Source organism: Actinocatenispora comari, assembly GCF_017312725.1.
Lineage (GTDB): Bacteria > Actinomycetota > Actinomycetes > Mycobacteriales > Micromonosporaceae > Actinocatenispora > Actinocatenispora comari.
The window spans coordinates 34764-58591 of the sequence record NZ_BOPO01000073.1; the positions used below are offsets into that span (position 1 = coordinate 34764).

The following is a 23828-nucleotide window of genomic DNA, read 5'->3' on the forward strand; positions in this document are numbered from 1 at the left end:
CGCTTCCGGTTCCGGACACCTGGCAGGAACACGACAACCTGGGGAGGCCGACGGTGTGGGACTCGGTGGGTCTCGACGATCTGGACGGCAGCACGTACGAGGCGCTGGTCGGTCTGCGGCAGGCCGGCGTCGAGGATCTCGCCGCGGCGACCGGATCGCCGACCGGCAGGGTGCGGACCACGATCGCCGGTCTGGTCCGGCGCGGCCTCGCCACCCGGCTGCCCGGCCAGCCCGCACGGTACGCCCCGGTACCGCCGGATCTCGTTGCGGCAGAGCTGATCTCGGCGCAGGAGCGGCGGCACCGCCAGTTCCGCAGCCACCTGCAACAGCTCGCCACCGCGTACGCGGCGAATCCGGCGTCCCGGCATCCGGCCGAGCTGATCGAGGTGCTGGAGGGCGCGCAGAACGTGCGCAGCGCGTTCCGCCGGCTGCAGGACGACGCGGTGAGCCAGGTTCGGGTGTTCGACCGCCCGCCGTACTTCAACTCGGCCGGCTCGGGCGCGTTCGAGGTCAACGAGGACGAGTTGCAGGCGCTGGAGCGCTCGCGCGTCACCTACCGGGTCATCTACGAGCGCGGCGTGCTCGCCGAGCCCGGCCGGATGGCCGACGTGTGGGCCGGGGTACGTCAGGGCGAACGCGCCCGGCTGGCCGGGGCACTGCCGCTGAAGCTGGCCATCGCCGACGACCGGATCGCCCTGGTCAACTCGACCTCCGACTTCGACGCGCAGACCGCCTACCTGGTCCATCCCTCGGCGCTGCTCGACGCGTTGATCGGCTTCTTCGAGGCGACCTGGAGCCGGTCGGTCGCGCTCAACCAGCCCAGTCCCGGCGCCGACCGGGCAGCGGTGGCCGAGGCGCTCACCGACGAGCGGCGCGACCTGGTCGGCATGCTCGCCGGCGGCCTGACCGACGAGGCGATGGCGCGCGCGCTGGATGTCAGCGTCCGCACCGTGCAGCGGCACATCCACACCCTGATGGACGCGGTCGGCGCCGAGACCCGCCTGCAACTCGGGATGGAACTGGTCCGCCACGGCTGGGCCTAGCCGCACGACCGGGCCTCCGGGGCTCCGTCATTCGGCGGATGACAGGGCGGCGGGAGGGGCGCAGCATCGGTGCGTGGACCCGATCCGGGTACTGCTCGTCGACGACCAGCAGCTGTTCGCCGAGGCACTGGCGGTGTGGTTGGCGCGCCAGGCCGGATTCGAGGTCGTCGGGGCGGTGCACACCGTCGCCGCGGCCCGGGCGCTGCTCGCGACCGAGCGGGTCGACGTGCAGCTGGTCGACCTGGAGCTCGGCGCCGAGTCGGGGATCGAACTGCTCGACCACGCCCGCGAACGGTACCCGCTGCTGCGCTCGGTGATCCTCAGCGCGTCGCGGTCGCCGGCGACGGTCGCCACCGCGGTACGGCACGGCGCGGTGTCCTGGCTGTCCAAGACCGCCGACGGCGACACCCTGCTGCAGGTGCTGCGCGGGGTGCTGCGGGACGAGTCCTGGATCCCGCCGGACCTGCTCGCCGGGCTGCTGCACACGCTGGCCGAACCGGCCAGCAGCCCGGTGCTCGACCGCCTGACGGTACGCGAACGCCAGGTGTTGCAGTGCCTGGTGGACGGGCTGACCCGGGCGCAGATCGCCGAGTCGCTGATCATGTCGCCGAACACGGTCCGTACCCACACCCAGAACATGCTGGCGAAGCTGCCGGCGCACTCGGCGCTGGAGGCGGTGTCGGTCGCGTTGCGCAGCGGGATGCGGCCGGACGGGCTCGGCGCCGGGCAGGTATCCGCCGAATGACGTAGCGCCGGCTGGTCAGTTCGCGAGGGTCGCCGCGCGGTCGCCCGGGCTACGGTGTGTGGACCCGGCCGCGGGAGGGCCGTGATGGGACGCAGGATCCGGGTCGCCACCGTGATCACCCGGCTGTCCGCGGGTGCCGGCGGGGTCGCGCTGCGCGGCGCGCTCGCCCTCGACCCGGACCGGTTCGCGGTGACCGTGGTGACCGGCGCCGCCGCGCTGTTCCCGGGGCGGTCGCCGCGGCCCGGGATCCTGGTCGGCGACGCCGCGCTCGCTTCGGCGCCGGCGGGCGACCTGCTGGCCCGCGCCGCCGCCGGCGGCCTCGCGGTACGGCGGATCCCGTCACTGCTGCCGCAACCGGCGCCGGCGGCGGACGCGCTGGCGTTCGCCGCGCTGGTACGGCTGCTCGCCGACGTCGACGTGGTGCACACGCACTGCGCGAAGGCCGGCGCGCTGGGCCGTGCCGCCGGAGTACGGCGGGGCGTGCCGCGGGTCGTGCACACCCTGCACGGCCTGCCCTGGCACGACGACCAGCCCGCGTGGCGCCGGTTCGCGTACCGCCGGATCGAGCGCCGGTTGGGCCGCCGCACCGACGCGTTCCTCGCCGTGGGCGGGTCGGTACGCCGGGCGGCGATCCGGCACGGGATCGCCGATCCGTCCCGGATCCGGACGATCTGGCCGGCCGTCGACCCCGCTCCGGCACCGACCGACCGGGCCGCGGCGCGGCGCCGGCTGGGGCTGCCCCCGGACGTTCCGGTGGTCGGCACCGTCGGCCGGATCGACACCCAGAAGGCACCGCTGGACTGGGTCGACGCGGTCGCCGCGAGCGGGCCGTCGACCTGGGGGGTGTGGGTCGGGGACGGACCGCTGCGCGCGGCGCTGCGCGACCGGGTCGCCCGGCGCGGGCTCACCGACCGGGTCCGGCTGGTCGGTCACCGCGAGGACGTACCGGCGCTGCTGCCCGCGTTCGACGTGTTCGCGCTGGCCAGCCGGTACGAGGGGATGCCGTGCGTGCTGGTCGAGGCGATGCGGGCCGAAGTGCCGGTGGTCGCCACCGCGGTGGACGCGGTACCGGAGCTGGTGCTGCCGGAGGTGACCGGGCTGCTGGTACCGCCGGGCCGGCCGGACCTGCTGGGCCGGGCGGCGGCGCGACTGCTCGCCGACCGGGACACCGCGGGCCGGCTCGCCGATGCCGCCGCGGCGGCGGTGGACGGCCGGTACGACCCGGCGGTGCTGGGCGAGATCCTCACCGCCACCTACACCGGACCGGACCGCGCCACGCCGATGACCGGCGAGCGGTCCGGCCCCGGCGACCTGGCGATCCCGTGACCGGTCCGCTGGCTGCCACCCTGGTCGAGGCGCACCGGCTCGGCCTGCGGATCTGGCTGGAGGCGGATCTGGTCCGGCCCTGGCAGGACGGGCCGGCGCGGCTGCACGCCGCCCTGCGCACCGTGCGCGGCCTGGCCCGGGAGCCGGGCGTGGTCGGGGTCAAGTTCACCGAGGCGCTCGGCTACGCGGACGGGTTGACCGTTCCGGGGCGAATCAGCCGGTTCCTCACCGAGGTCGGGGACGGGCTGGCGGGCGCCGCACCGGGTCGGCTGCGGCTGCTCGACCTCGCCGTACCGGAGCTGTCCTGCCTGCCCGACGATCCGACCCGGCCGCACCTGGCCACGGTCGCCGCGGCCCGGCTGCGCGGCCGGTACCCGCAGCTGGCGCTCGACAACGTGCACGACTACCTGCGGTTGGGCGCGGCGGAGGTGGCGCAGGTCGCGACGCTGCCGCGGTCGGCCGCCACCTACGCGGGGTGGGGAGTCGGCGACGACGTCGCGCAGCGGTCGGCCTGGTCGGCGACGGTCCGGTACTGGGGGCGCCTGACCCGGCTGTACGCGCGTGCCGATCTGACCCACCCGGGCGACGCGTCCGGCGACGCGGGCGCCGCCGCGCGACGGCTGCACACCGCGGTCGACGTCCCGCTGCGGGCCGGCGCCGAGGCGGTCGACGCCTGGACCTGGCGGCGCCCGTACCAGGGTTGGGTGGCGCGGCTGGCCGACCCGGGGCCGCGCACCAACCCGCTGTGGGATGGTCTGGTGGCCCGGCACGCCGCGGGCGCCCGGCTGCTGACCCACCTCGATCCGGCCGCACCGGAACGCACCGTCCGGTCGGATCTGGCGATGATCGCGACCGCCTGTACCGACGTGTACCTCGCGGTCGGCGTCGACTGAGAGGTTCCGGTCCGGCGGGCGCCGCTGGCGGGAGCTGCGAGCCGCCCGTTGCGCCGGTTTGGTCGCCGGACCGGCCTCGGACGAACGGACACCGGGCGTGGTACTGACGGTTCGTTCGCGGGCCGGCCGTCCATTACTCGCCAGGCACCCCGGACGCGACGGAGATTGTGTGCTGTCGTGGGACGAGATCTTCCGGATCGCGGTCCGCGCCACCCAGGCGTGGCCGGCGGTCCGACGGGGGGAACATCATGACCGGCGACCAGCAGCCCGTTCCGGCACCGCGCCGTCCCGCCGAGCCGGCGGGACCGCACCGGCGGATCGGGCCCGACGTACGGCACGAGATCGCCACCATCATGCTGCTGACCCGGGCGGTGACCGATGCCGTCGACATCGGCCCGGACAGCCGGGCCCGGCTCGACCAGCTGCTGTCGCCGGGTGGTGCCCGACCATGAACGTCGCGGCGACGACCACCCTCCCGGCGGGGACCGGGCTGCGCCCCGCCACCGGCCGCACCGTGGCGGCGACGCTCGGCCCCGTGCCCGCACCGGAACCCGCCGGCACCGGCTCGGCCCGGACCGGCGCCCGGGTGCTGGTGTGCGACGACCACCTGGTCTTCGCCGAGTCGCTGGCGATGGTCTTCGTGGACGCCGGGTACCGGGTGACCGCGGTGACCCGCAGCATCGACGAGGTGCTCGGTGTGCTGCGGGCGTGCCCGGTCGACGTGTGCGTGCTCGACGTCGGGCTGGGGCTCGGGGACCGGTTCGAGCGGCTCGCCGAGCTGCGCGCGACCGCGCCGGCGACGCACCTGGTCCTGCTGGGCGGGCGGGGGCCGCGGCAGTGGGCGCCGGACGCGCTCGCCGCCGGGGCGTCCGGCCTGGTGGACAAGGGTCAGCACGTCGCGGCGATCCTGGACACGGTGGCCCGGGTGTGCGCGGGCGACACGGTCGTCGGCCCGCCGTACCGGCAGCTGCCGCGGCGCGGTGCGGTACCGGACCTGTTCCGGCTGGCCGGGTTCCTGACCCCGCGCGAGCGCGAGGTGCTGTGCCGGCTGGTACGCGGTGAGCACACCGCGGCGCTGGCCCGGTCGATGGGCGTCACCTCGGCGACCGCGCGCTGTCACGTGCAGAACGTGCTGACCAAGCTGGGCGCGCACACCCGGCTGGAGGCCGTCACGGCCGCCGTCCGCTGCGGCCTGATCGACGCCGCGACCGGCGAGTGGCTCGCCGGCTGAGGCCGTGTCGCGTCGATCGTGGCGCGGTGCTCCCGGGCGAGCGACGCCACGCTCAGCTGGCCGGGTCCAGTGTGGACGGTGCGGCGACCGGTTCCGGTGGGCGGCGGGTCGGGGAGACCCAGCGGCCGGTGGAGCGCGCCACGAAGGCCCGCGGCAGGGCGTAGAGCGTCACCGCCGCGTCGACCACCCGCAGCAGCACGAAGAACGGCAGGAACAGCAGGTACCGGGGGCGCCGCTGCAGCCCGGCGACCAGCAGCGTGGTCAGGTAGTCGGGCAGCAGCACGCCGACCGCGAGCGTCTCCAGCCGCACGTAGCCGTGCACCGTGGTGTACACGCTGGACAGTCCGGGCAGATCGGCCACCGCCGGTGCCAGCTCCGGCACCGCGAGCAGCAGGAACAGCAGCGGCAGCAACAGGAACAGCAGGCTGCTGGAGACCAGCTCCAGCAGGGTCAGGGCGAGTACCACGGAGAACAGGTTGCGCCGCAGCCCGTGCCGGCGCACCGTCTGCCACAGCCCGAGCGACCACCGGGTGGTCTGCTGGAGATAGTCGCGGAAGGTGTCCGGGTCCTGGGTGGTGGCCGCGGCGTCGAGGCGGAACCCGACCCGGCCGAGCCGCCGCCGGTACACCTCGAAGGTCATGTTGAAGTCCTCGATCACCAGCCCCGGCGGGTTCATGTCGATCCGGGGCAGGATCTCGGTGCGGTACAGGCTGGCGAAGCCCGGCACGATGTGCGTGGCGTTGAGCGACCGCCAGGTCTGGCCGTACTTGAGCAGCCGCTGGGTCATCGTGTAGATCCGTTCCCGGTGCGCCACGATCAGCTGCCCGGTGTGCGACATCCGTCCCGGCGCCCAGTGGGTACGGGCACAGCCGGCGACGGCCACGACCGCGGGGTCGTCGAACAGCGGCAGCGCGGCCTCGAAGTAGCCGTCGGCGAGCTGGGTGTCGGCGTCCAGCAGCAGCACCGCCCGGTAGCGGCGAACCAGCCCGAACCGCCGGATCGCGTACTGCAGCGCGCCGGCCTTGCCCAGGTTGCCCGGGGTGGCGAGGACCCGGGCGCCGCAGCGGCGGGCGATCGCGACGGTGTCGTCGGTGGAGCCGTCCGAGACCACGTGCACCGCGCCGGCCGGTACCAGCCGCCGCACCGCGGTGATCGACGCGGCCAGCACTACCGCCTCGTTGTGCGCCGGGATCAGCACCGCGACCTCGTCCAGCCCGATCGGCCCGGTACGGGGTGCGTCCGGGTCGCGCAGCAGCCGCGGCCCGGGCGCCACGTCCGGCCGGTCGTGCCGGCGCACGAACCGGTCGTCGATCAGCCGCAGCAGGCCGATCAGGCCCCACAGGGTGAAGTTGAGGCCGAACACGAACACCAGCAGCCACCAGGGGAACATCAGTCACCTCCGCCGGCGGCGGCGCGCCAGACCGCGCCGTCGGCGCTGCCCTCGTTGAGCCAGAAGAACACCCCGGCCAGGTGGGCGGACCGGGCGAGCGCCAGCTTCGCGTCGACGCTGCGGTCGTTCTCGAACCACACCTCGTGCCGGCGGCCCCGCGCGTCCCGGTAGGAGTACCACGGCGCCTGGGCGGTGGCGTCCCAGCGCACCGGTACGTGCCGGTCGGTGGCGGCGCGCCGCAGCGTGGCGACGCTGCGGTCGGTGCCGCGGTGGCCGACCCAGTCGTACCCGGACAGCGACATGCCGAGGACGAGCTTGTCCGCGCCGATCGTCGCGGTCGCGTACCGCAGCACCCGGCGTACCCACGGGGTCGGCGAGATGGGGCCGGGGCCGGAGGTCTCCCAGTGGTAGTCGTAGGCCATCAGCCGGACCTGGTCGACGGCCCGGCCGAGCCGCCGGTAGTCCTGCGCGACGTTGCGCGGCGCGTACCCGGCGTCGGTGTCCTTGGCGAACAGGTCGACGCTGAGGGTACGGTCCCGCGCGTGCAGCGCGGCGGCCACCTGCCGCACCAGCGCGGTGAACGCGGCCCGGTCGCCGGCCCGCAGGTCCTCGTAGTCCAGGTCGATCCCGGCCACGTGCGGCGCCTCCGCGAGCGCGACCAGGGACCGGACGTGCCGCGCCCGGGCCGCCGGATCGTGCAGCACCCGCGACACCGGCCGGTACGAGAAGGTGCCGTCCAGCGCGTTCGCCACGGTCGGCACGTACCGGGTGCCGGGCGGCCGGGAGCGCAGCGCCGCGGTGTCCGCGCCGGGCCGCTGCGGGACCACGGTGCCGTCCGCGGCGATCCCGTACACCCAGGGCGAGTACGTGTCGATCCGGCCGGCGTGGCCGTCCAGCCGCGCGGCGCCGAAGTTCCAGTACGGTACCGCGGCGAGCACCCCGTGCCTCCACTGTGGACGATCCTGTCCGCACCCCACGAGCAGTCCGATCAGCAGCAACCCCACCACCGCGAGCGGCGGCCATCGTCGTACCGGCCCGGTCATGGTGTGGCGAGCACCCGCCGTGCCAGCGGAACGGCGCGGTGCTCGTCGACGACGTCGCGCAGGATGGTGTCCAGGTCACGGCCCGGGACGAAGCCGACCAGCTCCCGGGCCCGCCGGCAGTCCGGCACCCGGCGCATCATGTCCTCGTACCCGTCCCCGTACGCCACCTGGTACGGGATGCGGTCGATCGTCGAGTGCGACCCGGTCAGCGTCACCACCCGCCGGGCCAGCTCCCCGATGCTGACCTGCTCGGCGGAGCCGAGGTTGAACACGCCGCCGATCGCCGCGCGCTCGGCCAGCAGCGCGGGCAGCGCGGCGACCACGTCGGCGACGTGGCAGAAGCAGCGGATCTGGTCGCCGGTGCCGTACACGGTGAGCGGGTCACCGGCCAGCGCCTGCCCGACGAACCGCGGCACCACCATCCCGTACCGGCCGGTCTGGCGCGGGCCGACGGTGTTGAACAGCCGCACCGTCACGGCCCGCAGCCCGGCCCGGCCGTACGCGGTGACCAGCGTCTCGTCGATCGCCTTCGCCTCCGAGTACGACCAGCGGCTCTTGGTCGGCGAGCCGATGATCCGGTCGTCCTCCTCGCGCAGCCCGACCTTGTCGTTCTTGCCGTAGATCTCGCTGGTGGAGGCGAGCAGTAGCCGCACGTCGTACCGGTGCGCCGCGGCGACGACGTGCTCGGTGCCGTGCAGGTTGGTGCGCAGGCTGTCCAGGGTGCGGTCGCGGATGGTGAACGCGCCGACCGCGGCGGCCAGGTGGTAGATGGTGTCGGCGTCGAGCACCAGCCGCTCGACCAGCTCCGCGTCCAGGACCGAGCCGCGCACCAGCCGCAGGCCCGGCCGGTCGGCGACGCCGGCGAGGTTCTCCCACCGCCCGGTACTCAGGTCGTCCAGCACGGTGACCTGGTCGCCGGCGGCGAGCAGCGCCTCCGTCAGGTGCGAGCCGATGAACCCGGCGCCCCCGGTGATCAGTGTGCGCATGTCGTCCCCCCGTCGTGTCCGGCCCGCTCGCCGGGTCGTGTCAGCCCGTCGGCCGGCCCTGCCGGCCGGCCCGCGGGCGGGCCGCGAGCCGTTCGTACAGCGTGTCGATGCGGTCGGCGACCGCGGCCACCCCGTACCGGTCGGTGATCGCCTCGACCGGCCGGCGGTCGGTGGGTGGCGCGGCGAGGACCGCGGCGAGTTCGGCGCGCAGCCCCGCCACGGTGCCCGGTACCGGGCGGGCCTGCGGCACGTCGAGCCCGGCCAGCGCCGGGCAGGTGGTGTAGCGCACCGGCAGCCCGGCGGCGAGCGCCTCCAGCGCCGAGAGCCCGAACGTCTCCTGCTCCGAGACGGTCAGGAACACGTCCATGGCGGACAGCAGGGGCCCCACGTCGTGCCGTTCCCCGGTGAACCGGACCCGGTCGGCGATCCCGAGCTCGGCGGCCAGCGCGCGCAGCCGGGCCAGCTCGGGACCGTCGCCGACCACGAGGAACAGCCGGCCGCCGGTCAGCAGCGGCGCGAGCGCCCGCAGTGCCAGGTCGACCCGCTTCACCGGATCCAGCCGCCCGAGCACGCCGAGCACGACGGTGCCGGGCGGCACCCGCAGCTCGGTGCGCAGCCGGGTCCGCGCCACCGGGTCGTACCGGGACCGGTCCAGGTCGACGGCGTTGGGAATCACCGTGATCCGCGCCGCCGGTACGCCCCACCGCACCAGCCGGTCGCGGACCGTCTCGGACACCGCGACGGTGACCTGCCCGCACCGCTCGCTGGCCAGGTACAGCGCGCGCACGCCGGCGGTCATCCGCCGCCGCTCCAGGTGCGTCTCGCCGATCGAGTGCTCGGTGGACACGATCACCGGCGTGCGGGCCAACCGGGCCGCGGCCCGGCCGTACACCTGGGCGCGGTAGAGGTGCGCGTGCACCACGTCGTAGCGGCCGGCGGCGATCAGCCGGGTCAGCCGGGGCAGCGCGGACAGCTGGGTGTTGCGCCGCATGCCGAGGTCGCGCACGCCGATCCCGGCCGCCGCCAGCCGATCCGCGACCGGCCCCGGGTTGTACAGGCTGAGCACCTCGGCGTGGTGCCGGGTGCGGGCCAGGACCGTCGGCAGCTGGAGCTCGGCCCCGCCGACGCCCAGCCCGGTGATCACGTGCAGCACCCTCACGGTCGGCCTCCGGCGGCCAGCCGGGCCCGGTAGAGCAGCCGCTTGCCGGTCAGTCGCAGCGCGCCGTCGCGCTCGCCGACGTAGATCCGCGGTACCGCGGCCACGCCGAGCGTCGAGCGCGGTGCGTCCACGGCGCAGGCGTACCGGTAGCCGGCGGCGGTGACCGCGGCGCGCGCCCCGGCGTCCATCGAGCCGTACGGGTAGCAGAAGCCGTCGACGGGCCGGTCGATCACCGCGGCCAGCCGGTCCCGGCTGCCGGCGACCTCGTCGCGCAGCCGCGCACCGGCCAGCCCGGCCAGCGGTACGTGCCGGGCGCCGTGCGCGCCGATCTCCCAGCCGGCGCCGGCGAGCGCGGCCAGATCCGGGGCGTCCAGCAGCGCCAGCTCGCCCCCGTCCCAGTCGTTGACCGCGCCGATCCGGTCGGCGACCACGAACACGGTGGCGGTACAGCCGAACCGGCGCATCGCCGGCAGCGCGTGCCGGACCACCCCGGCGTACCCGTCGTCGAACGTGATGCCCACCAGCCCGGCGCCACGCCCGGCCCGGCGGGCGGCGAGCAGCTGCCCGACACCGACACCGCGCAGCCCGAGCCGGCGCAGCGTGGCCAGCTGCGCGGCGAACCGGCGGGGTGACACCGCCAGCCGGTGCGGGTCGTCGGCCAGCACGTCGACGGTGTGGTACATCAGCACCAGCGGCACCTCCCGCCACCGCCACGGTGCCGCCAGCCGGGCCCGCTCGATCACCGCCATGGCCGCCCGCCTCCCCTCGCCGCCCGCACGGCGCGACCCGCAGTCGCCACGACACCGCGACGAAGCACCGCCGCGGTACGGCCGATCGCGGTCACCGCGGCACGTCCGGCCGCTCCCGCCGGCACGGCGCAGCCGGCCGCCGCGCCGGCCGCCGTCGCCGCGAGGATCCGAAGGTCGCGACGAAGCGTCCAGCGTTCGATGTACTCGTTGTCGGCGACGACCCGGGTGATCAGCGGCGTGTCGCCGCACAGTCCGCGCAGCTGGGCGGTACCGGTGATCCCGGCCGGCATCCGGTACCGGCCCGGGTAGCCCGGCACGGTGGCGGCGAACAGCTCGGCGAAGTGCGGCCGTTCCGGCCGCGGCCCGACCAGCGACATCTCCCCGCGCAGCACGTTGACCAGTTGCGGCAGCTCGTCCAGGTGGCTGCGGCGCAGCGCCACGCCGAGCCCGGTGACCGCGCCCGGCGGTACCGTCCAGCGCACGTCGGCGTCCGGGTCCGGCGCCACCGTGCGCAGCTTGAGCAGGACGAACGTGGCCGCGCCGGCGGTGAGCCGGACCTGGCGGAACAGTACCGGCCGACCGTCCAGGCAGCGGATCGCCAGCGCCAGCAGCGCGACCACCGGCGCCGAAAGGATCAGCAGCGGTACCCCCAACGCCAGGTCGAGCGCCCGCTTGCGCCGGAACCGCAGCACCGGAGCGGACGCGTGTCGCGCCACGCCGACGGCCCGGCCACCGGGCGGCAGGCTCGATGCCGGCCACCACGCGGCGGCGCGTCGGACCGGTGCGGCGGCCCCGGAGCCGGTCGCCGGATGCGGGGTGGTCGGGGCGCTCATCCGGCCGCCCGGGCCAGCGACCGACCGGTCGTCACGGTGCCGGTCAGGTGGTGCGCGATCCGGCGCGCCGCAAAGTCGCAGCCGTGCACGAACCGCATCACCGGGCCGAACGAGTTCGCCACCGCCGGCCCGGTGAAGTACAGGCCGGGAACCGAGGACTGGAACACCCGGTCGACCGCGGGCGCACCGTCCAGGGTGGCGACGGCGGCGGCGAGCCGCTCGTCCAGGAAAGCCAGCCGGGACACGTCCGGCCGGAACCCGGTGGCGGCGATGACGTGCTCGGTGCTGATGCGCACCGGACCGGCGCCGTCGCGCAGGGTCAGCCGGAGCGAGTCGGCGCCGGGCTCGACGGCGATCAGCTCGTGGTCGGTGAGCACCGGCAGCCTGCCCTCCACCCGCGGGCGCAGCCAGTACGCGCCGGCCGGGCCCAGCGCGGTCCGGGCGATCCGGGCCCGGCGGCGGGCCGGCAGCCGGTGCAGCAGATCCGGCCGGTTGGAGTACAGCAGCGTGGTCCAGCCGGAGCCCAGCGGCGCCTCCGGCTCCCGCAGCCGGACCCGCAGCGAGCGCCGGGCGCGCAGCGGATCGCCGTTCCACACGACGCGCGGTGCGCGGACCACCACCCGTACGGTGGCGCCGGCCTCGGCGGCGAGCGCCGCGGTCTCCAGCGCCGCCTGGCCGCCGCCCAGAACGGTCAGGTCGGTACCGGCGAAGCGGGACAAGTCGGTGTGCGCCGACGAGTGCGTGACGAGGGTGTCCGGCAGGTCGGCGAGCAGCGGCGGGATCCGGTCGAAGTGCTCGACGCCGACCGCGACCACCACCCGGCGGGCCAGCAGCGTCTCACCGTCGTCGAGCGTCACCTCGAACTGGGCGCCCACCGAGTCGATCCGGCGTACCAGCGTCTCGGTCAGGTCGGGCACCTGGGTGTGCTGGAACCAGCCGCCGTACGCGGTGAAGTCGGCCAGCCGCACCGGTTTCCCGTACGGCACGTACTGCTCGCCGCGGTGCGCGCAGTAGGCGGCCAGCGTCGCGGCGCCCGCCGGGTCGGACAGGTTCGACGCGTACGGCTGGGATTTCAGCTGCATCCCGGCCGGCATCGCCGAGCGCCACAGCGCCATCGGCCGGCCGAACACCCGGACCGTCAGGCCGGTGTCGCGCAGGTGCGCGGCGAGCGACAGCCCGTACGGCCCGGCGCCCACGATGGCCACGTCGATCGTCCTTGCCATCAGCCCGTTCCTCCCGCTTCGATCGGTATCGGCGGGGCCGATCGGGCCGGCCGCCGGGGTGCGGTGCGTGGCCCGGACCGGGCCGGCCGGGGTGGCAGCACCGACCCGGTCGGGCGCCGCCGCGCGAACGGACGATGCGCGGCGCGCCACCCGGTGCGCAGGCACATCAGGCCGAACGGGGCCAGGTCGTCGGCTGCGAACCACGCGGTCTCGTCGATGCCGCGCAGGCTGCCGAGCCAGGCCCGCACGCCCAGCTCACCGCGCCGCAGGTAGCCCAGCGCGGCGAGGGTGTCGTAGTTCTCCACCACGAACCGGCGGCCGGCGACCTGCCCGGACTCCGGTACCGGTCGGCCGGTGAGGTCCAGGTGCGCGGCCCGCGCCACGTCCACCCCGGCGGCGGTGCGGAACAGCCGGAACTGCGCGCCGATGCGCGGATTGAAGTCCAGCAACCGGAACCGGCCGTCGCGCGCGTCCCGGCGCAGGTCGCAGTCCAGGATCCCGCGGTAGCCCAGGCGGGACAGCAGCGCCGCCATCTCGCCGGCGAGTACCGGCTCCGGCACGCACTCGCCGAGGCTGGTCAGCCCGGCGTGCGGCGGGTACGAGCGGTGCTTGCGGCCGGTGAACGCGGGCCGGCAGACCGAGTCGGCGTCGCAGTAGCCGTGGAAGAACCAGTCGCTGCCCGGCAGGTACTCCTGCAGCAGCAGCGGCACGCCGGCCGCGTACGCCGCGGCCAGCGCGGCCGCGTCCCAGACGACGGTGGTGCTGCGCAGCCCGCCGGTGCGGCGCCAGGGCGCGGCCAGCTTCGCCACCACCGGATAGCCGACCCGCTCGGCGAACTCCCGCGCCAGCACCGGATCGTCGGTCTCGACCGAGTCGACCGTGGGCAACCCGAGATCGCGGCCGAGCGCCGCGAGGCTCGCCTTGCCGGCCAGCCGCCGGGGCAGCGCCGCCGGCTGCGCGGGGAACGAGAACCACCGCCGCAGCACCGATCCGTGTTCGGCGAGCAGGATCGCGCCCGCGTCGTCGGTGGGGATCAGCACCGATCGCCGACCGATCCGCTCGGCGACCCGGGCCAGCGCGGCCAGCACCCGGTACGGCTGGTCCGGATCGGGCAACCAGCGCAACCGGCCGCGCAGGTACCTCGACCGCGCCGCCGGGGTGAGCGGGTCCTCGCACACCGCGTACACCTCGACGCCGGCGCGGCCCAGGCTGCGGATCACGCCGAGACCGCCGTGGTGGAACACGTTGCGGTCCAGCTTCAGCACCACCGCCGGAACGTCCTGGTCGAGCATCGTCGCTCCCCTAGACGATCTGCCGGTGCGGGGCGAGGTCGAACCGGTACGTCGCGTCCAGCACCCGCGGGCAGTCGGCGGCCCAGCCGTAGTCGACGCCCGGATGCACGGTGTGGATCAGCGCCAGGTCCCAGTCGGCGCCCTGCGGGTCGGTCTCGCCGGACAGCCGGGTGCCGTCCGGCAGCGTGCAGTCGGGCACCAGCGGGTCGTGGTAGTGCACCTGCGCACCGCGCCGGGCCAGCTCGGCGAGGATGTCCAGCGCCGACGAGCCGCGCAGGTCCCGTACCCCCGGCTTGTAGCTGACGCCGACCACCAGGACCCGGGCGCCGCGCAGCGATCCGCCGGTGTCGGCGAGCAGCTCCACCGCGCGCGCCACCACCCGCCGCGGGCGCGCCGCGATCGCGGTCATCGCCTGCTCGATCAGCGGTGCCGGGTGCGCCGCGGTACGCAGCTGCCAGAGCAGGTAGTGCGGGTCGCACGGGATGCAGTGGCCGCCGACCCCCGGCCCGGGGAAGCAGGCCAGGAACCCGTACGGCTTGGTCGCCGCCGCCGTGGTCACCTCGATCGGATCCAGCGCCAGGTGACCGCAGATGTCGGCGATCTCGTTCGCCAGCGCCAGGTTCACCGCGCGGTAGACGTTCTCGTACAGCTTCGCGAGCTCGGCGGCCTCCGGCGTGGAGACCGCGTACACCGCGTCGGTCAGGTACCCGATCAGGCGCGCCGCCCGCTCGGTGCACCGTGGTGTCTCGCCGCCGACCAGCCGCGGCGTCTCGCGCTGCCGGTGCGCCGGGACGCCCGGGTCGATCCGCTCCGGGCTGAACGCCACGCAGACGTCCACGCCGACCCGCAGTCCCTTGCGCTGCAACGGGTCGATCAGCATCTCCCGGGTGGTACCGACGTAGCTGGTCGAGGTCAGCACGATGGTCTGGCCGGCGCGGGCATGCTGGACCACCGCGGTGCACGCCGCCCGCAGCGCGGTGGTATCCGGGACCCGGTGCCGGTCCACCGGCGTCGGTACGCAGACCACCACGGCGTCCACATCGGACAGCAGCGCCGGATCGTCGGTCAGCCGCAGCCCACCGGCCGCGAGCGCGTCCGCCAGCGCGGCACGGTCGTCGTCGGGCAGATCCACCGCGCCGGTCCGGATCGCGGCCAGCCGTTCGGCGCTGACGTCCACGCCGATCCCCGGCACGCCCCGCGCGTACAGTCCCAGCGCGGTGGGCAGGCCGACGTAGCCGAGCCCCACGACGCCCACCGACAGCGGTTCGGTGCCGGGCCGCGCCGCGCTGCGGTGCAGCAGTCGCGACCTGACGTCGTCCAGCGGGCCGTTGACTGCCAGCGCGAGTTCCAACCCGGCCATGGCGACACCACCTCGTGTCCCTCGGGCGGCCCGGCGGGACGCGTCGACGTCCGGCCGAGCCCGGTGCACCGCCGGCTGCCGGCGGCCCTGCGTGCACCCTAGGTCGCCGCGGTGCCCGCGGTCTCCGGGCGATGCGCGTAGCGGGCCCTACGTCGATTGGCGGACCGGGCGGCCGACACGGCGCCGGCGGCTGGTCGCGAGGCGCGTGCCGGACGGCCGATCCGGGCTGCCGATCCGGGCCGCCGGCCGGACCGGTTCCGCTCGCCGGTCGAACCGCTGGCGTACCGGCCGCTACGTCGTTTGGCGGGGGCGCGGCTAGGCCGATCGCCCTAGTGTGAGGCGATGCGCGCGCACCGCCTCGCCCGTGGCTGGCTGCTGCCGGCCTGGCTCGCGGTCGCCGTGCTGGTCGGCGGGTTGGTCTTCGCCGCCGGCCACCGGGGTGGCGGCGGGCCCGCACCGCCGCCCCGTCCGCTCGCGGGCCTGGCCGCCGTCTCCGCGGCGCGCGACACGTCGACCGGGCATCGCCTGGTGGTGTCGCTGACCTTCGACGACGGGTACGCCGACCAGCTCGTCGGCGCGCAGGAACTGTTGCGGCACAAGCTTCCCGGCACCTTCTACGTGCCGTCCGGCTGGGTCGGCCTGCCCGGCTACCTGAGCCTCGCGCAGGTGCGCGAGATGCGCGCGAAAGGGCTAGAGATCGGCGGGCACACCGTGCTGCACGAGAACCTGCCGGACGTCGACGTCGCCGAGGCGCGCCGGGAGGTCTGCGACGACCGCGCCAACTGGCTCGGCTGGGGCATCCCGGTGACCTCGTTCGCCTACCCGTACGACGCGCTCGGGCCGCGGGAGCGACGGATCGTGCGCGACTGCGGCTACAACAGCGCGCGGCAGCTCGGCGACCTGCACTCGGTGCGTAGCCCGGCCGACTGCGCCGACTGCCCGTACACCGAGCAGATCCCGCCACCGGACCCGTACGACGTGCGGGCGCCGGCGGAGTTCGACAGCGGCTGGACGCTCGGCGACCTGATCAACGAGGTACGCGGGGCCGAACGGCACGGCGGCTGGCTGCCGCTGACGTTCCACCACGTGTGCGACGGGTGCAGCGACATCGGCATCCCGCCGCAGACGCTGCGCCGCTTCCTGGACTGGCTTGCCCCGCGCGCCGCGCACGGCACGGCCGTCCTGCCGGTCGACGCGGTGGTCGGCGGCTCGGTCCGCGCACCGCATCGGCTCGGCGCACCCGCCGCGGCACCGCCCGGGCACGACGCGGTACGGGACGGGTCGCTGGAGCGGTGGCAGCACGGCGAACCGGCCTGTTTCCGGCCCACCTCGTACGGCCGGAACTCGGTGACGGTGCGCCGGACCGGCACCGCGCACGGGGGGCGGTTCGCCGCCAGCCTGACCGTGCGCGGGTACCACTCCGGTGCGGCACAGCTGATGCCGCTGCTGGATCTCGGCAGCTGCGCGCCCGCGGTGGCGCCGGGTCGGCGGTACACGCTGGGTGTCTGGTACACCGCCACCGCACCGACCACGCCGGTGCTCTACTACCGCACCGCCCGCGGCGCCTGGACCGCCTGGTCGGTCGGTCCGCCGACGCAGCCGGCCACCGGCACCTGGCGGCAGCTGTCCTGGCGCACCCCATCGGTACCGGACGGCGCCACCGCGGTGTCGTTCGGACTGCGCCTGCGCTCGGCCGGCACGGTGGTCACCGACGGCTACCGTCTCGTCGGGTGATGCGGTTCGGCCGGTCCGGCGGCCGACCGCCGGACCGGCCCCGGGGAACGGGCGACGCGGCATCGCGGCCCGACGACGACGGCTAGGCCGGCTTGGTGGCCTTGATGATGGCGGAGTGCATGCCTTCGGCGGCCTGCTGGGTGGGGGTGATGTCGACGTTGGTGAAGCCGGCGGCGGTCAGGCCGTCGTAGTACTCGGTGATGGACAGGGCGCCGGCGATGCAGCCGACCCATTGGCCGCGTTCGGCGCGGTCGGCGGGGCTGAGGTGGTCTTCCGCGACGACGTCGGAGACGCCGATGCGTCCGCCGGGCTTGAGCACGCGGAACGCTTCGGCGAGCACGGCGGACTTGTCGGTGGACAGGTTGATCACGCAGTTGGAGATGATCACGTCCACGGACGCGTCGGGCAGCGGCACGGCTTCGATCTCGCCCCTGAGGAACTCGACGTTGGTGGCGCCGGCCTTCTCGGCGTTGCGGCGGGCCAGGTCGAGCATGTCGTCGGTCATGTCCAGGCCGTACGCCTTGCCGCTGGGTCCGACCCGCTTGGCCGACAGCAGGACGTCGATGCCGCCGCCGGAGCCGAGGTCGAGCACGGTCTCGCCCTCGTTGAGGTCGGCCACGGCGAGGGGGTTGCCGCAGCCGAGGGAGGCGGCGACCGCGTCGGCGGGCAGTTGGTCGCGGTCTGCCTGGTCGTAGAGGGTGGCGCCGAACGGGTCGGGGTCGCTGGTGGCGCAGGATCCGCCGCCGCAGCAGTCGGTGTTGGCGTCGATGGTGGCCAGCACGGTGGAGTTGTCGGTGGGGCCGCAACATCCGCTGGTCTGCCCGGTGCCGGTCTGGGTGGCGTTGGCGCTGACGCGGCGGGCGGCCGCGGCGTAGCGGGCGCGGACCTCGTCGCGCAGCGGGTTGCCGGTGCTCTGCTGGGTCATGGTGTGCTCCTTCGGCTGGCTGGGCTGTGGTGGTTCAGCGGGGTCCGCCCAGGGCGGTCATCGCCCGGGTGTGCGCGCGGTCGAGTCGGGCGTTGGCGTGGCACGCGCTGTCGCAGGCGCAGCCGCACGCTTCGTTGATGCGGGTGGGGGTGGGCCGGTGGCGACGGAGACGGATCATGATGCCCTCGCTGGATAGATGAACGTCTAAGCAGAGCTTGCACCATGATTAGCCATCCGTCAAGATAGAGACATGTCGAAACAGCGTCCGGTGTTGACCGGTACCGAGGCCACCGGCTGCTGCTCACCGCTGGCCGAGCAACCGATCGCCGCGGCGGACGCGGCTGATCTCGCGGCCGCGTTCAAGGCGTTGGGCGATCCGACCCGGCTGCAGCTGGTGTCGCTGATCGCCTCGCACGCGGGCGGCGAGGTGTGCGTGTGCGACCTGACCCCGCGGTTCGCGGTGAGCGGACCGACGATCTCGCACCACTTGAAGGTGCTACGGCAGGCGGGCCTGATCGACTGCGAACGTCGCGGGACCTGGGTGTACTACTGGGCCGTCCCGGCGATGCTGACCCGGCTGGCCGGCCTGCTGCAGGTTCCGCAGCCCGCAGCGGTGCGTTGACCCGGCCGGCCCCGCTTCAGGCGGGGTCGGCGCAGCAGGCCTGGCTGCCCTCGGGGGTGAGGGTGGCGAGGCTCGCGAGCAGCCGGACCGGGCCGGCGAGCTGGTCGCAGCACAGCCGGTAGAGGTTGGCCCGGCCACGGGCAGTGGAGGTGACCAGCCCCACTTCGCGCAGCGCGGCCAGGTGGTGCGAGACCAGGGTCTGCGCGAACCCGGTGGCGTCGGTCAGCTCGCGGACGGTGTGCGGTCCGGTGGCCAGCAGCAGCATGATCGCCAGGCGGTGTTCGTCGGCGAGGGCCTTGAAGCACGGCACCAACTCCGCGGCGCGGTGGCGCAGGCCTGCCGCATCGGTGAGGTCGAGGGTACGCACGTCCACTGCGTCGGTCATGCCTCCATTCAAGCACCGACCGTACTTGCTATCAACAGTCATCGCTGTTAATACTTGCATCCATTGTTCGATCTGCGTGGAGGCAGCGATGGACGAGACGACGGCACGGGCGCTTCCCGTGGTGGTGATCGGCGCGGGGCCGGTGGGGCTCGCCGCGGCGGCGCACCTGGCCGAGCGGGGCATGCCGTTCCTGGTGGTCGAGGCCGGCGAGGGGCCCGGTGCCGCGGTGCGGCAGTGGGGTCATGTCCGGTTGTTCAGCCCGTGGCGGTACGACACCGACGCCGCGGCACGCCGCTTGTTGGAGCCGTCGGGGTGGGCGTCGCCGGATGCCGAGACGTTGCCCACCGGCGGTGAACTGGTGCGCGACTACCTGGTACCGCTGGCGGCACATCCCCGTATCGCCGCGCAGGTGCGGTACGGGGCGCGGGTGGTGGCGATGTCGCGTGACGGCGTCGACCGGGTGCGCACGGCCGGCCGCGAGCGGGCGCCGTTGCTGCTGCGGTTCGACGACGGGCAGCAGTTGCCGGCTCGCGCGGTGATCGACGCAGCCGGCACGTGGCGGCAGCCGAACGTGCTGGGAGCCAACGGATTGCCGGCAGTCGGCGAAGCCGAGGCGAGCGAGTTCATCGACACCGCCCTGCCCGATGTGCTGGGCGCCGACCGGGACCGGTTCGCCGGCCGGCACACGCTGGTGGTCGGGGCAGGCCATTCGGCGGCGAACACGCTGCTCGCGCTGGCGGAGCTGGCCGAGACCGCACCGGGCACCCAGATCACCTGGGCGGTGCGCGGGGGCAGCCCGGATCGGGCGTTCGGCGGGGAGGACGCCGACGCGTTGCCGGGCCGCGGCGCGTTGGGCTCCGGGCTGCGGCTGCTGATCGACTCCGGCCGCGTCCAGGTGCGGACCGGGTTCAAGGTCCGCGCCGTGACACCCACCGCTGACGGCCGGGTCGAGGTCGACGGCGGCGACGTGCTCACCGTCGACCGGATCGTCTCGGCGACCGGATTCCGGCCCGACCACACCATCGCCGACGAACTGCGCCTGGACCTGGACCCGGCACTGGGCTGCACCCGCGCCCTGGCCCCGTTGATCGACCCGAACATCCATTCCTGCGGCACCGTGCGCCCGCACGGCGTCGACGAGTTGACCCAGCCCGAGCCGGGCTACTTCATCGCCGGGATGAAGTCCTACGGCCGGGCGCCGACGTTCCTGCTGGCCACCGGCTACGAACAGGTTCGCTCGATCGTCGCCGCGCTGGCCGGAGACTGGGACGCGGCCCGGGACGTGCACCTGGACCTGCCCGAGACCGGGGTGTGCTCGGTGACCGCCGGCGCCCGCGCGATCGCCGCCGACGCCGCCGCCCGCCTCGGCCTGGCACCCGACGTGCCGGGCAAGCTGGTGTCCGCCACCATCGCGCACTACCCCGACAGCCAGGATCTGCCCGCCGCCGTCGCCGCCGCGGCCGGCGAGCTGGGCATCGAGGCGACCGCCGCGACGCAGCTGTCGGTCCTGGTCGCCGACCAACTCGACGCGATGCTCTCCGGCGGCCCCACCGACCCGGAACCGGTGGCCACGGCCGGCACGACGGGCAGCCTGCCGTCCTGCTGAATGCGGCGTTTCCGGCGGGCTGGACGTCCGGACCGTGCCGCACCGGCCGGGCATCCGGCCCGGTGGCCGAGTTGACAACCGACGCCCCGACGAGGTCTCATCAACCTGTGCTGATATCAAGCGAGGTTGATGTGATCCGGCTGCTGGCCGATCCGCTCCGCGCCCGGATGGTCGAACTACTCGCCGACGGCGCCCTGTGCACCTGCCACCTGGTCGCCGAGCTGGACGCCAAACAACCGCTGGTGTCGCACCACCTGAGGGCGCTGCGCGAGGCCGGCGTCGTCGAACGCGAACCGCACGGCCGGTTCACCTACTACCGGCTGCGTCCGGACACGCTGACCGCCGCCGCCGACCGCCTCACCGCCCTGGCCGCCCGCGCCCGGGCCAACGCAGGCGTACGGCGGGAATGCTGATGACCACCACCGACCGGCACGCCCCCGACACCACCGGCAGCCCGGTCGTGGCCCGGCTGCCGGTCCTCGACCGGTGGCTACCCGCCTGGATCCTCGCCGCGATGGCCGTCGGCCTCGCCGCCGGCCGCGCGATTCCCGGGTTCGGTGACGCCGTGCAGGCCGTCCAGATCGACGGCGTCTCGCTGCCGATCGCGGTCGGCCTGCTCGCGATGATGTACCCGGTGCTGGCGAAGGTGCGCTACGACCGGCTCGACAGAGTCACCCGCGACCGCCGGCTGCTGATCCCGTCCCTGATCCTCAACTGGGTCGCCGGCCCGGCCGTGATGTTCGCGCTGGCCTGGATCTTCCTGCCGGATCTGCCCGCCTACCGCACCGGGCTGATCGTCGTGGGCCTCGCCCGCTGCATCGCCATGGTGATCATCTGGAACGACCTGGCCTGCGGCGACCGGGAAGCCGCCGCCGTGCTGGTCGCGCTCAACTCGGTGTTCCAGGTCGTCGCGTTCGGCGCGCTCGGCTGGTTCTACCTGTCCGTACTGCCCGGCTGGCTCGGGCTTCCCACCACCGACCTGCACGTCTCGGTCTGGACGATCGTCGTCAACGTGCTGATCTTCCTCGGCATCCCGCTGGCCGCCGGCTACCTGTCCCGCCGGGTGGGGGAACGCGTCAAGGGCCGAGCCTGGTACGAATCCCGGTACCTGCCCAGGGTCGGGCCGATCGCCCTCTACGGACTGCTGTTCACCATCATCGTCCTGTTCGCGCTGCAGGGCAGGCAGATCACCAGCCAGCCCCTCGACGTCGCCCGCATCGCACTGCCGCTGCTGGCCTACTTCGCCATCATGTGGTTCGGCTCGTTCGCGCTCGCCCGCGCCGTCCGCCTGCCCTACCAGCGGGCCGCGACGCTGGCGTTCACCGCCGCCGGCAACAACTTCGAGCTCGCCATCGCGGTGGCCATCGCCACCTTCGGCGCCACCTCCGGCCAGGCCCTCGCCGGCGTCGTCGGCCCGCTCATCGAAGTGCCCGTACTCATCGCACTGGTCTACGTCTCGCTCGCCGCGCGGCGACGCCTCACCGCCACGGAGTCGACATGACCACCACGCCCGAGGTGCTGTTCGTCTGCGTCCACAACGCCGGCCGCTCCCAGATGGCCGCCGCCCTGCTCCACCACCACGCGCACGGCCGCGTCACCGTCCTGCTCGACGAGCTGACCCGCGCCACGGCCTGAGCCGCTCGCGGTCGCGGGGCACCAGCACTCCGGCGACCGGTCGAGGCCTGGCCACCGCCGACCGCCGGCCGTACCCAGCGGGCGGAGCGGCGGCCGCCGGTGCCGCGGTCAGGCGCCCGGTTTCGGGGTGGCGCGGTAGAGGCGCACCGAGACGGCGGCGAGCCAGGCCCAGGCGATCAGCACCCCGGCGGTGAACCCGAGCACGACCGGGGCGCTGCTCGAACCGCTGGTGATCCCGGCGAACGACAGCAGGAACAGCACGCCGCTCAGTGCCGAGTAGAGCGCGAAGCCGCGCTGCCCGAGCCGAACGCACCGGCGGGCGAACACCAGGCAGGCGGCGATCAGGCACAGGAACCCGAGGCCGCCGGCGGCGAGGTGCAGCAGCCCGTGCCAGGAGACCTCGGTGGACTTCCCCGCCGGGGTACCGGCCGGGAAGCCGTTCGCCGGATCGGCGACGAACGCGCCGGCCAGCACGAGGCCGATCCCGTACCCGCCGACCAGCCGCGGCACCCACCGGCAGCCGGGCGTGCCGGAAAGCGCCCGGTGCATGCCGACCGCGGCCGCGAGCACCATCGCGCCGGACAGCACCAGGTTGGCGATCTGGACCCAGCCGAAGCTGCCGTTCGCGAGCAGGCTCCAGTCGTGGTGGGCCAGGTCGAAGCCGGGCCGGGTCACCGCCTGGATCAGGCTCACCAGCACGTAGAACGGGCCCGCCAGGACGCCGTAGCCGAGCAGCGAGCGGGTGACCGCGCGGTCCCGGTCGCACGTCTGCCGGCCGGACAGCGGTGCCGCCCCGGCCGGCCGCGAGGGTGTCGTCATGTCGACCTCCCAGATTGGACTGCCTCGTCTTGTTCATTGGACTAGTCAGTACCGAGTGGACTGGACAGTACCGTACGAGTACTGTTCAGTCCAGTACGGCGGATCGAGGAGAGGCGAGAAAATGGGCGAACCGGCCGACAACACCCGCACCGACGAGCTGATCATCCGGATCGGCCGAGGTGCATCGGGAGACTCGGCCGGCCCGACCGGCAAGCGAGCGGCGATCGTGCAGGCCGCCACCGGGCTGTTCCTGCGGCAGGGCTACCAGGGCACCAGCACCGACCAGATCGCCGCCGTGGCGGCGGTGTCCAAGCAGACCGTCTACAACCAGTTCCGGGACAAGAAGACGCTGTTCGCCGAGATCATCCTGGGCGTCACCGCGACCGCCGAACGCTTCGCCGCCGAGCTGCCGAACGAGATCACCGGCGTCCGCGCCGCCGACGACGTCGAGCCGGCGCTGCGGTCACTGGCCCACCGGTACCTGTCGACGGTGCTCAACCCGCAGGTGCTGGCGCTGCGCCGGCTGATCATCGGCGAGGCGAGCCGGTTCCCCGAGCTGGCCAGTGAGTACCACCGGCGCGCCCCCGCCCGGGTGCTCGCGGCGCTGGCCGACGTGTTCTCCCGGCTGGCCGACCGGGGGCTGCTCACCGGCGACCCGTCCGACGCCGCCGAGGACTTCGCCTTCCTGGTCCTCGGCCCGGCGCTGGACCACGGCATGTTCCACGTCGACGACGACCCGATGCCCGAACCGGCCGTCCGGCGCGCCGCCGACCGCGCCGTCGCCGTCTTCCTCGCCGGCTACCGCCGCCCGAGCTGATCCCGGCCACGG

24 protein-coding genes and 1 pseudogene are annotated in these 23828 nt (G+C 74.6%); 13 read left to right on the forward strand and 12 right to left on the reverse strand.

The genetic code is table 11. The features are described 5' to 3' along the window. Positions 1-53 precede the first annotated feature (53 nt). The 6 genes from NUM_RS19100 to NUM_RS19125 all read left to right on the forward strand — a co-directional run bounded on the left by NUM_RS19100 (position 54) and on the right by NUM_RS19125 (position 5238). Positions 54-1043 carry a helix-turn-helix transcriptional regulator gene (locus NUM_RS19100; protein WP_207126249.1) on the forward strand — a complete coding sequence of 330 codons (990 nt, stop codon included), beginning with the start codon at positions 54-56 and terminating at the stop codon, positions 1041-1043. A 73-nt stretch (positions 1044-1116) separates the two neighbouring features. Then, the gene (locus tag NUM_RS19105; RefSeq protein ID WP_207126250.1) at positions 1117-1788 is read left to right on the forward strand and encodes a response regulator; all 672 of its coding nucleotides are present in this window, start codon (positions 1117-1119) and stop codon (positions 1786-1788) included. Positions 1789-1872: 84 nt separating this feature from the next. After that, complete coding sequence (locus NUM_RS19110) at positions 1873-3114, forward strand: glycosyltransferase (RefSeq protein WP_207126251.1); 1242 nt, start codon at positions 1873-1875, stop codon at positions 3112-3114. After that, positions 3111-4007, forward strand: a complete 897-nt coding sequence (locus NUM_RS19115; protein WP_207126252.1) for a hypothetical protein — start codon at positions 3111-3113, stop codon at positions 4005-4007. The genes NUM_RS19110 and NUM_RS19115 overlap by 4 nt, the downstream gene beginning before the upstream one ends. Before the next feature lie 248 nt (positions 4008-4255). Then, a complete protein-coding gene (locus NUM_RS19120) occupies positions 4256-4459 on the forward strand; it encodes a hypothetical protein (RefSeq protein ID WP_207126253.1) in 204 nt (67 codons plus the stop codon). Further along, positions 4456-5238: a response regulator transcription factor gene (locus tag NUM_RS19125; protein WP_207126254.1), complete on the forward strand. Its 783-nt coding sequence runs from the start codon at positions 4456-4458 to the stop codon at positions 5236-5238. Before NUM_RS19120 ends, NUM_RS19125 begins: the two co-directional genes overlap by 4 nt. A gap of 52 nt (positions 5239-5290) precedes the next feature. Here the strand turns inward: NUM_RS19125 and NUM_RS19130 are convergent, their stop codons facing one another. The 9 genes from NUM_RS19130 to NUM_RS19170 are packed head-to-tail and all read right to left on the reverse strand — an operon-like array spanning position 5291 to position 15273. Further along, positions 5291-6628 (reverse strand): glycosyltransferase family 2 protein, encoded by a 1338-nt coding sequence (locus tag NUM_RS19130; RefSeq protein ID WP_207126255.1) that lies wholly within the window; start codon positions 6626-6628, stop codon positions 5291-5293. After that, entirely contained in the window at positions 6628-7671 is a 1044-nt protein-coding gene (locus NUM_RS19135; RefSeq protein ID WP_207126256.1) for a glycosyl hydrolase family 18 protein, read from the reverse strand. Before NUM_RS19135 ends, NUM_RS19130 begins: the two co-directional genes overlap by 1 nt. Beyond that, on the reverse strand, positions 7668-8657 hold the full coding sequence (locus tag NUM_RS19140) for an NAD-dependent epimerase/dehydratase family protein (protein ID WP_207126257.1): 990 nt from the start codon (positions 8655-8657) through the stop codon (positions 7668-7670). Before NUM_RS19140 ends, NUM_RS19135 begins: the two co-directional genes overlap by 4 nt. 40 nt (positions 8658-8697) lie before the next feature. Beyond that, positions 8698-9816, reverse strand: coding sequence for a glycosyltransferase (locus tag NUM_RS19145; protein WP_207126258.1), 1119 nt, complete (start codon positions 9814-9816; stop codon positions 8698-8700). Further along, entirely contained in the window at positions 9813-10565 is a 753-nt protein-coding gene (locus NUM_RS19150; protein WP_207126259.1) for a polysaccharide deacetylase family protein, read from the reverse strand. The genes NUM_RS19145 and NUM_RS19150 overlap by 4 nt, the downstream gene beginning before the upstream one ends. Next, positions 10556-11398, reverse strand: a complete 843-nt coding sequence (locus NUM_RS19155) for a sugar transferase (protein ID WP_207126260.1) — start codon at positions 11396-11398, stop codon at positions 10556-10558. The genes NUM_RS19150 and NUM_RS19155 overlap by 10 nt, the downstream gene beginning before the upstream one ends. Continuing rightward, entirely contained in the window at positions 11395-12621 is a 1227-nt protein-coding gene (locus NUM_RS19160; RefSeq protein ID WP_207126261.1) for an NAD(P)-binding domain-containing protein, read from the reverse strand. Before NUM_RS19160 ends, NUM_RS19155 begins: the two co-directional genes overlap by 4 nt. Continuing rightward, positions 12621-13913 (reverse strand): carboxylate--amine ligase, encoded by a 1293-nt coding sequence (locus NUM_RS19165; protein ID WP_207126262.1) that lies wholly within the window; start codon positions 13911-13913, stop codon positions 12621-12623. The genes NUM_RS19160 and NUM_RS19165 overlap by 1 nt, the downstream gene beginning before the upstream one ends. A 10-nt stretch (positions 13914-13923) precedes the next feature. Then, positions 13924-15273, reverse strand: coding sequence for a nucleotide sugar dehydrogenase (locus tag NUM_RS19170; RefSeq protein WP_207126263.1), 1350 nt, complete (start codon positions 15271-15273; stop codon positions 13924-13926). Between the two features lie 342 nt (positions 15274-15615). Between NUM_RS19170 and NUM_RS19175 the strand changes: the two genes are divergently transcribed. Next, entirely contained in the window at positions 15616-17007 is a 1392-nt protein-coding gene (locus tag NUM_RS19175; protein ID WP_207126264.1) for a polysaccharide deacetylase family protein, read from the forward strand. An 82-nt stretch (positions 17008-17089) separates the two neighbouring features. Here NUM_RS19175 and arsM read toward each other — a convergent pair whose 3' ends face one another. Continuing rightward, positions 17090-17932, reverse strand: a complete 843-nt coding sequence (arsM, locus tag NUM_RS19180; protein WP_207126265.1) for an arsenite methyltransferase — start codon at positions 17930-17932, stop codon at positions 17090-17092. 250 nt (positions 17933-18182) lie between these two features. On the opposite strand from arsM, the gene NUM_RS19185 reads away from it, so the two are divergent. Then, on the forward strand, positions 18183-18554 hold the full coding sequence (locus NUM_RS19185; RefSeq protein ID WP_207126266.1) for an ArsR/SmtB family transcription factor: 372 nt from the start codon (positions 18183-18185) through the stop codon (positions 18552-18554). A 16-nt stretch (positions 18555-18570) separates the two neighbouring features. Here NUM_RS19185 and NUM_RS19190 read toward each other — a convergent pair whose 3' ends face one another. Then, entirely contained in the window at positions 18571-18939 is a 369-nt protein-coding gene (locus tag NUM_RS19190) for an ArsR/SmtB family transcription factor (protein ID WP_207126267.1), read from the reverse strand. An 88-nt stretch (positions 18940-19027) separates the two neighbouring features. Here NUM_RS19190 and NUM_RS19195 point away from each other — a divergent pair, with 88 nt between their 5' ends. The 4 genes and pseudogenes from NUM_RS19195 to NUM_RS37255 form a co-directional block, all read left to right on the forward strand. Next, a complete protein-coding gene (locus tag NUM_RS19195) occupies positions 19028-20545 on the forward strand; it encodes an FAD-dependent oxidoreductase (protein ID WP_207126268.1) in 1518 nt (505 codons plus the stop codon). A 107-nt stretch (positions 20546-20652) separates the two neighbouring features. Beyond that, entirely contained in the window at positions 20653-20958 is a 306-nt protein-coding gene (locus NUM_RS19200; protein WP_207126269.1) for an ArsR/SmtB family transcription factor, read from the forward strand. Continuing rightward, complete coding sequence (gene arsB, locus NUM_RS19205) at positions 20958-22046, forward strand: ACR3 family arsenite efflux transporter (RefSeq protein ID WP_308440579.1); 1089 nt, start codon at positions 20958-20960, stop codon at positions 22044-22046. Before NUM_RS19200 ends, arsB begins: the two co-directional genes overlap by 1 nt. Next, positions 22043-22147: pseudogene (locus NUM_RS37255) on the forward strand (arsenate reductase/protein-tyrosine-phosphatase family protein); the annotation flags it as partial. The gene arsB and the pseudogene NUM_RS37255, both read left to right, overlap by 4 nt. Positions 22148-22288: 141 nt before the next feature. Here the strand turns inward: NUM_RS37255 and NUM_RS19215 are convergent. Beyond that, positions 22289-22999: a DUF998 domain-containing protein gene (locus NUM_RS19215; RefSeq protein WP_207126270.1), complete on the reverse strand. Its 711-nt coding sequence runs from the start codon at positions 22997-22999 to the stop codon at positions 22289-22291. Between the two features lie 121 nt (positions 23000-23120). Here NUM_RS19215 and NUM_RS19220 point away from each other — a divergent pair, with 121 nt between their 5' ends. Beyond that, positions 23121-23816, forward strand: coding sequence for a TetR/AcrR family transcriptional regulator (locus NUM_RS19220; protein WP_207126271.1), 696 nt, complete (start codon positions 23121-23123; stop codon positions 23814-23816). Positions 23817-23828: the final 12 nt, after the last annotated feature.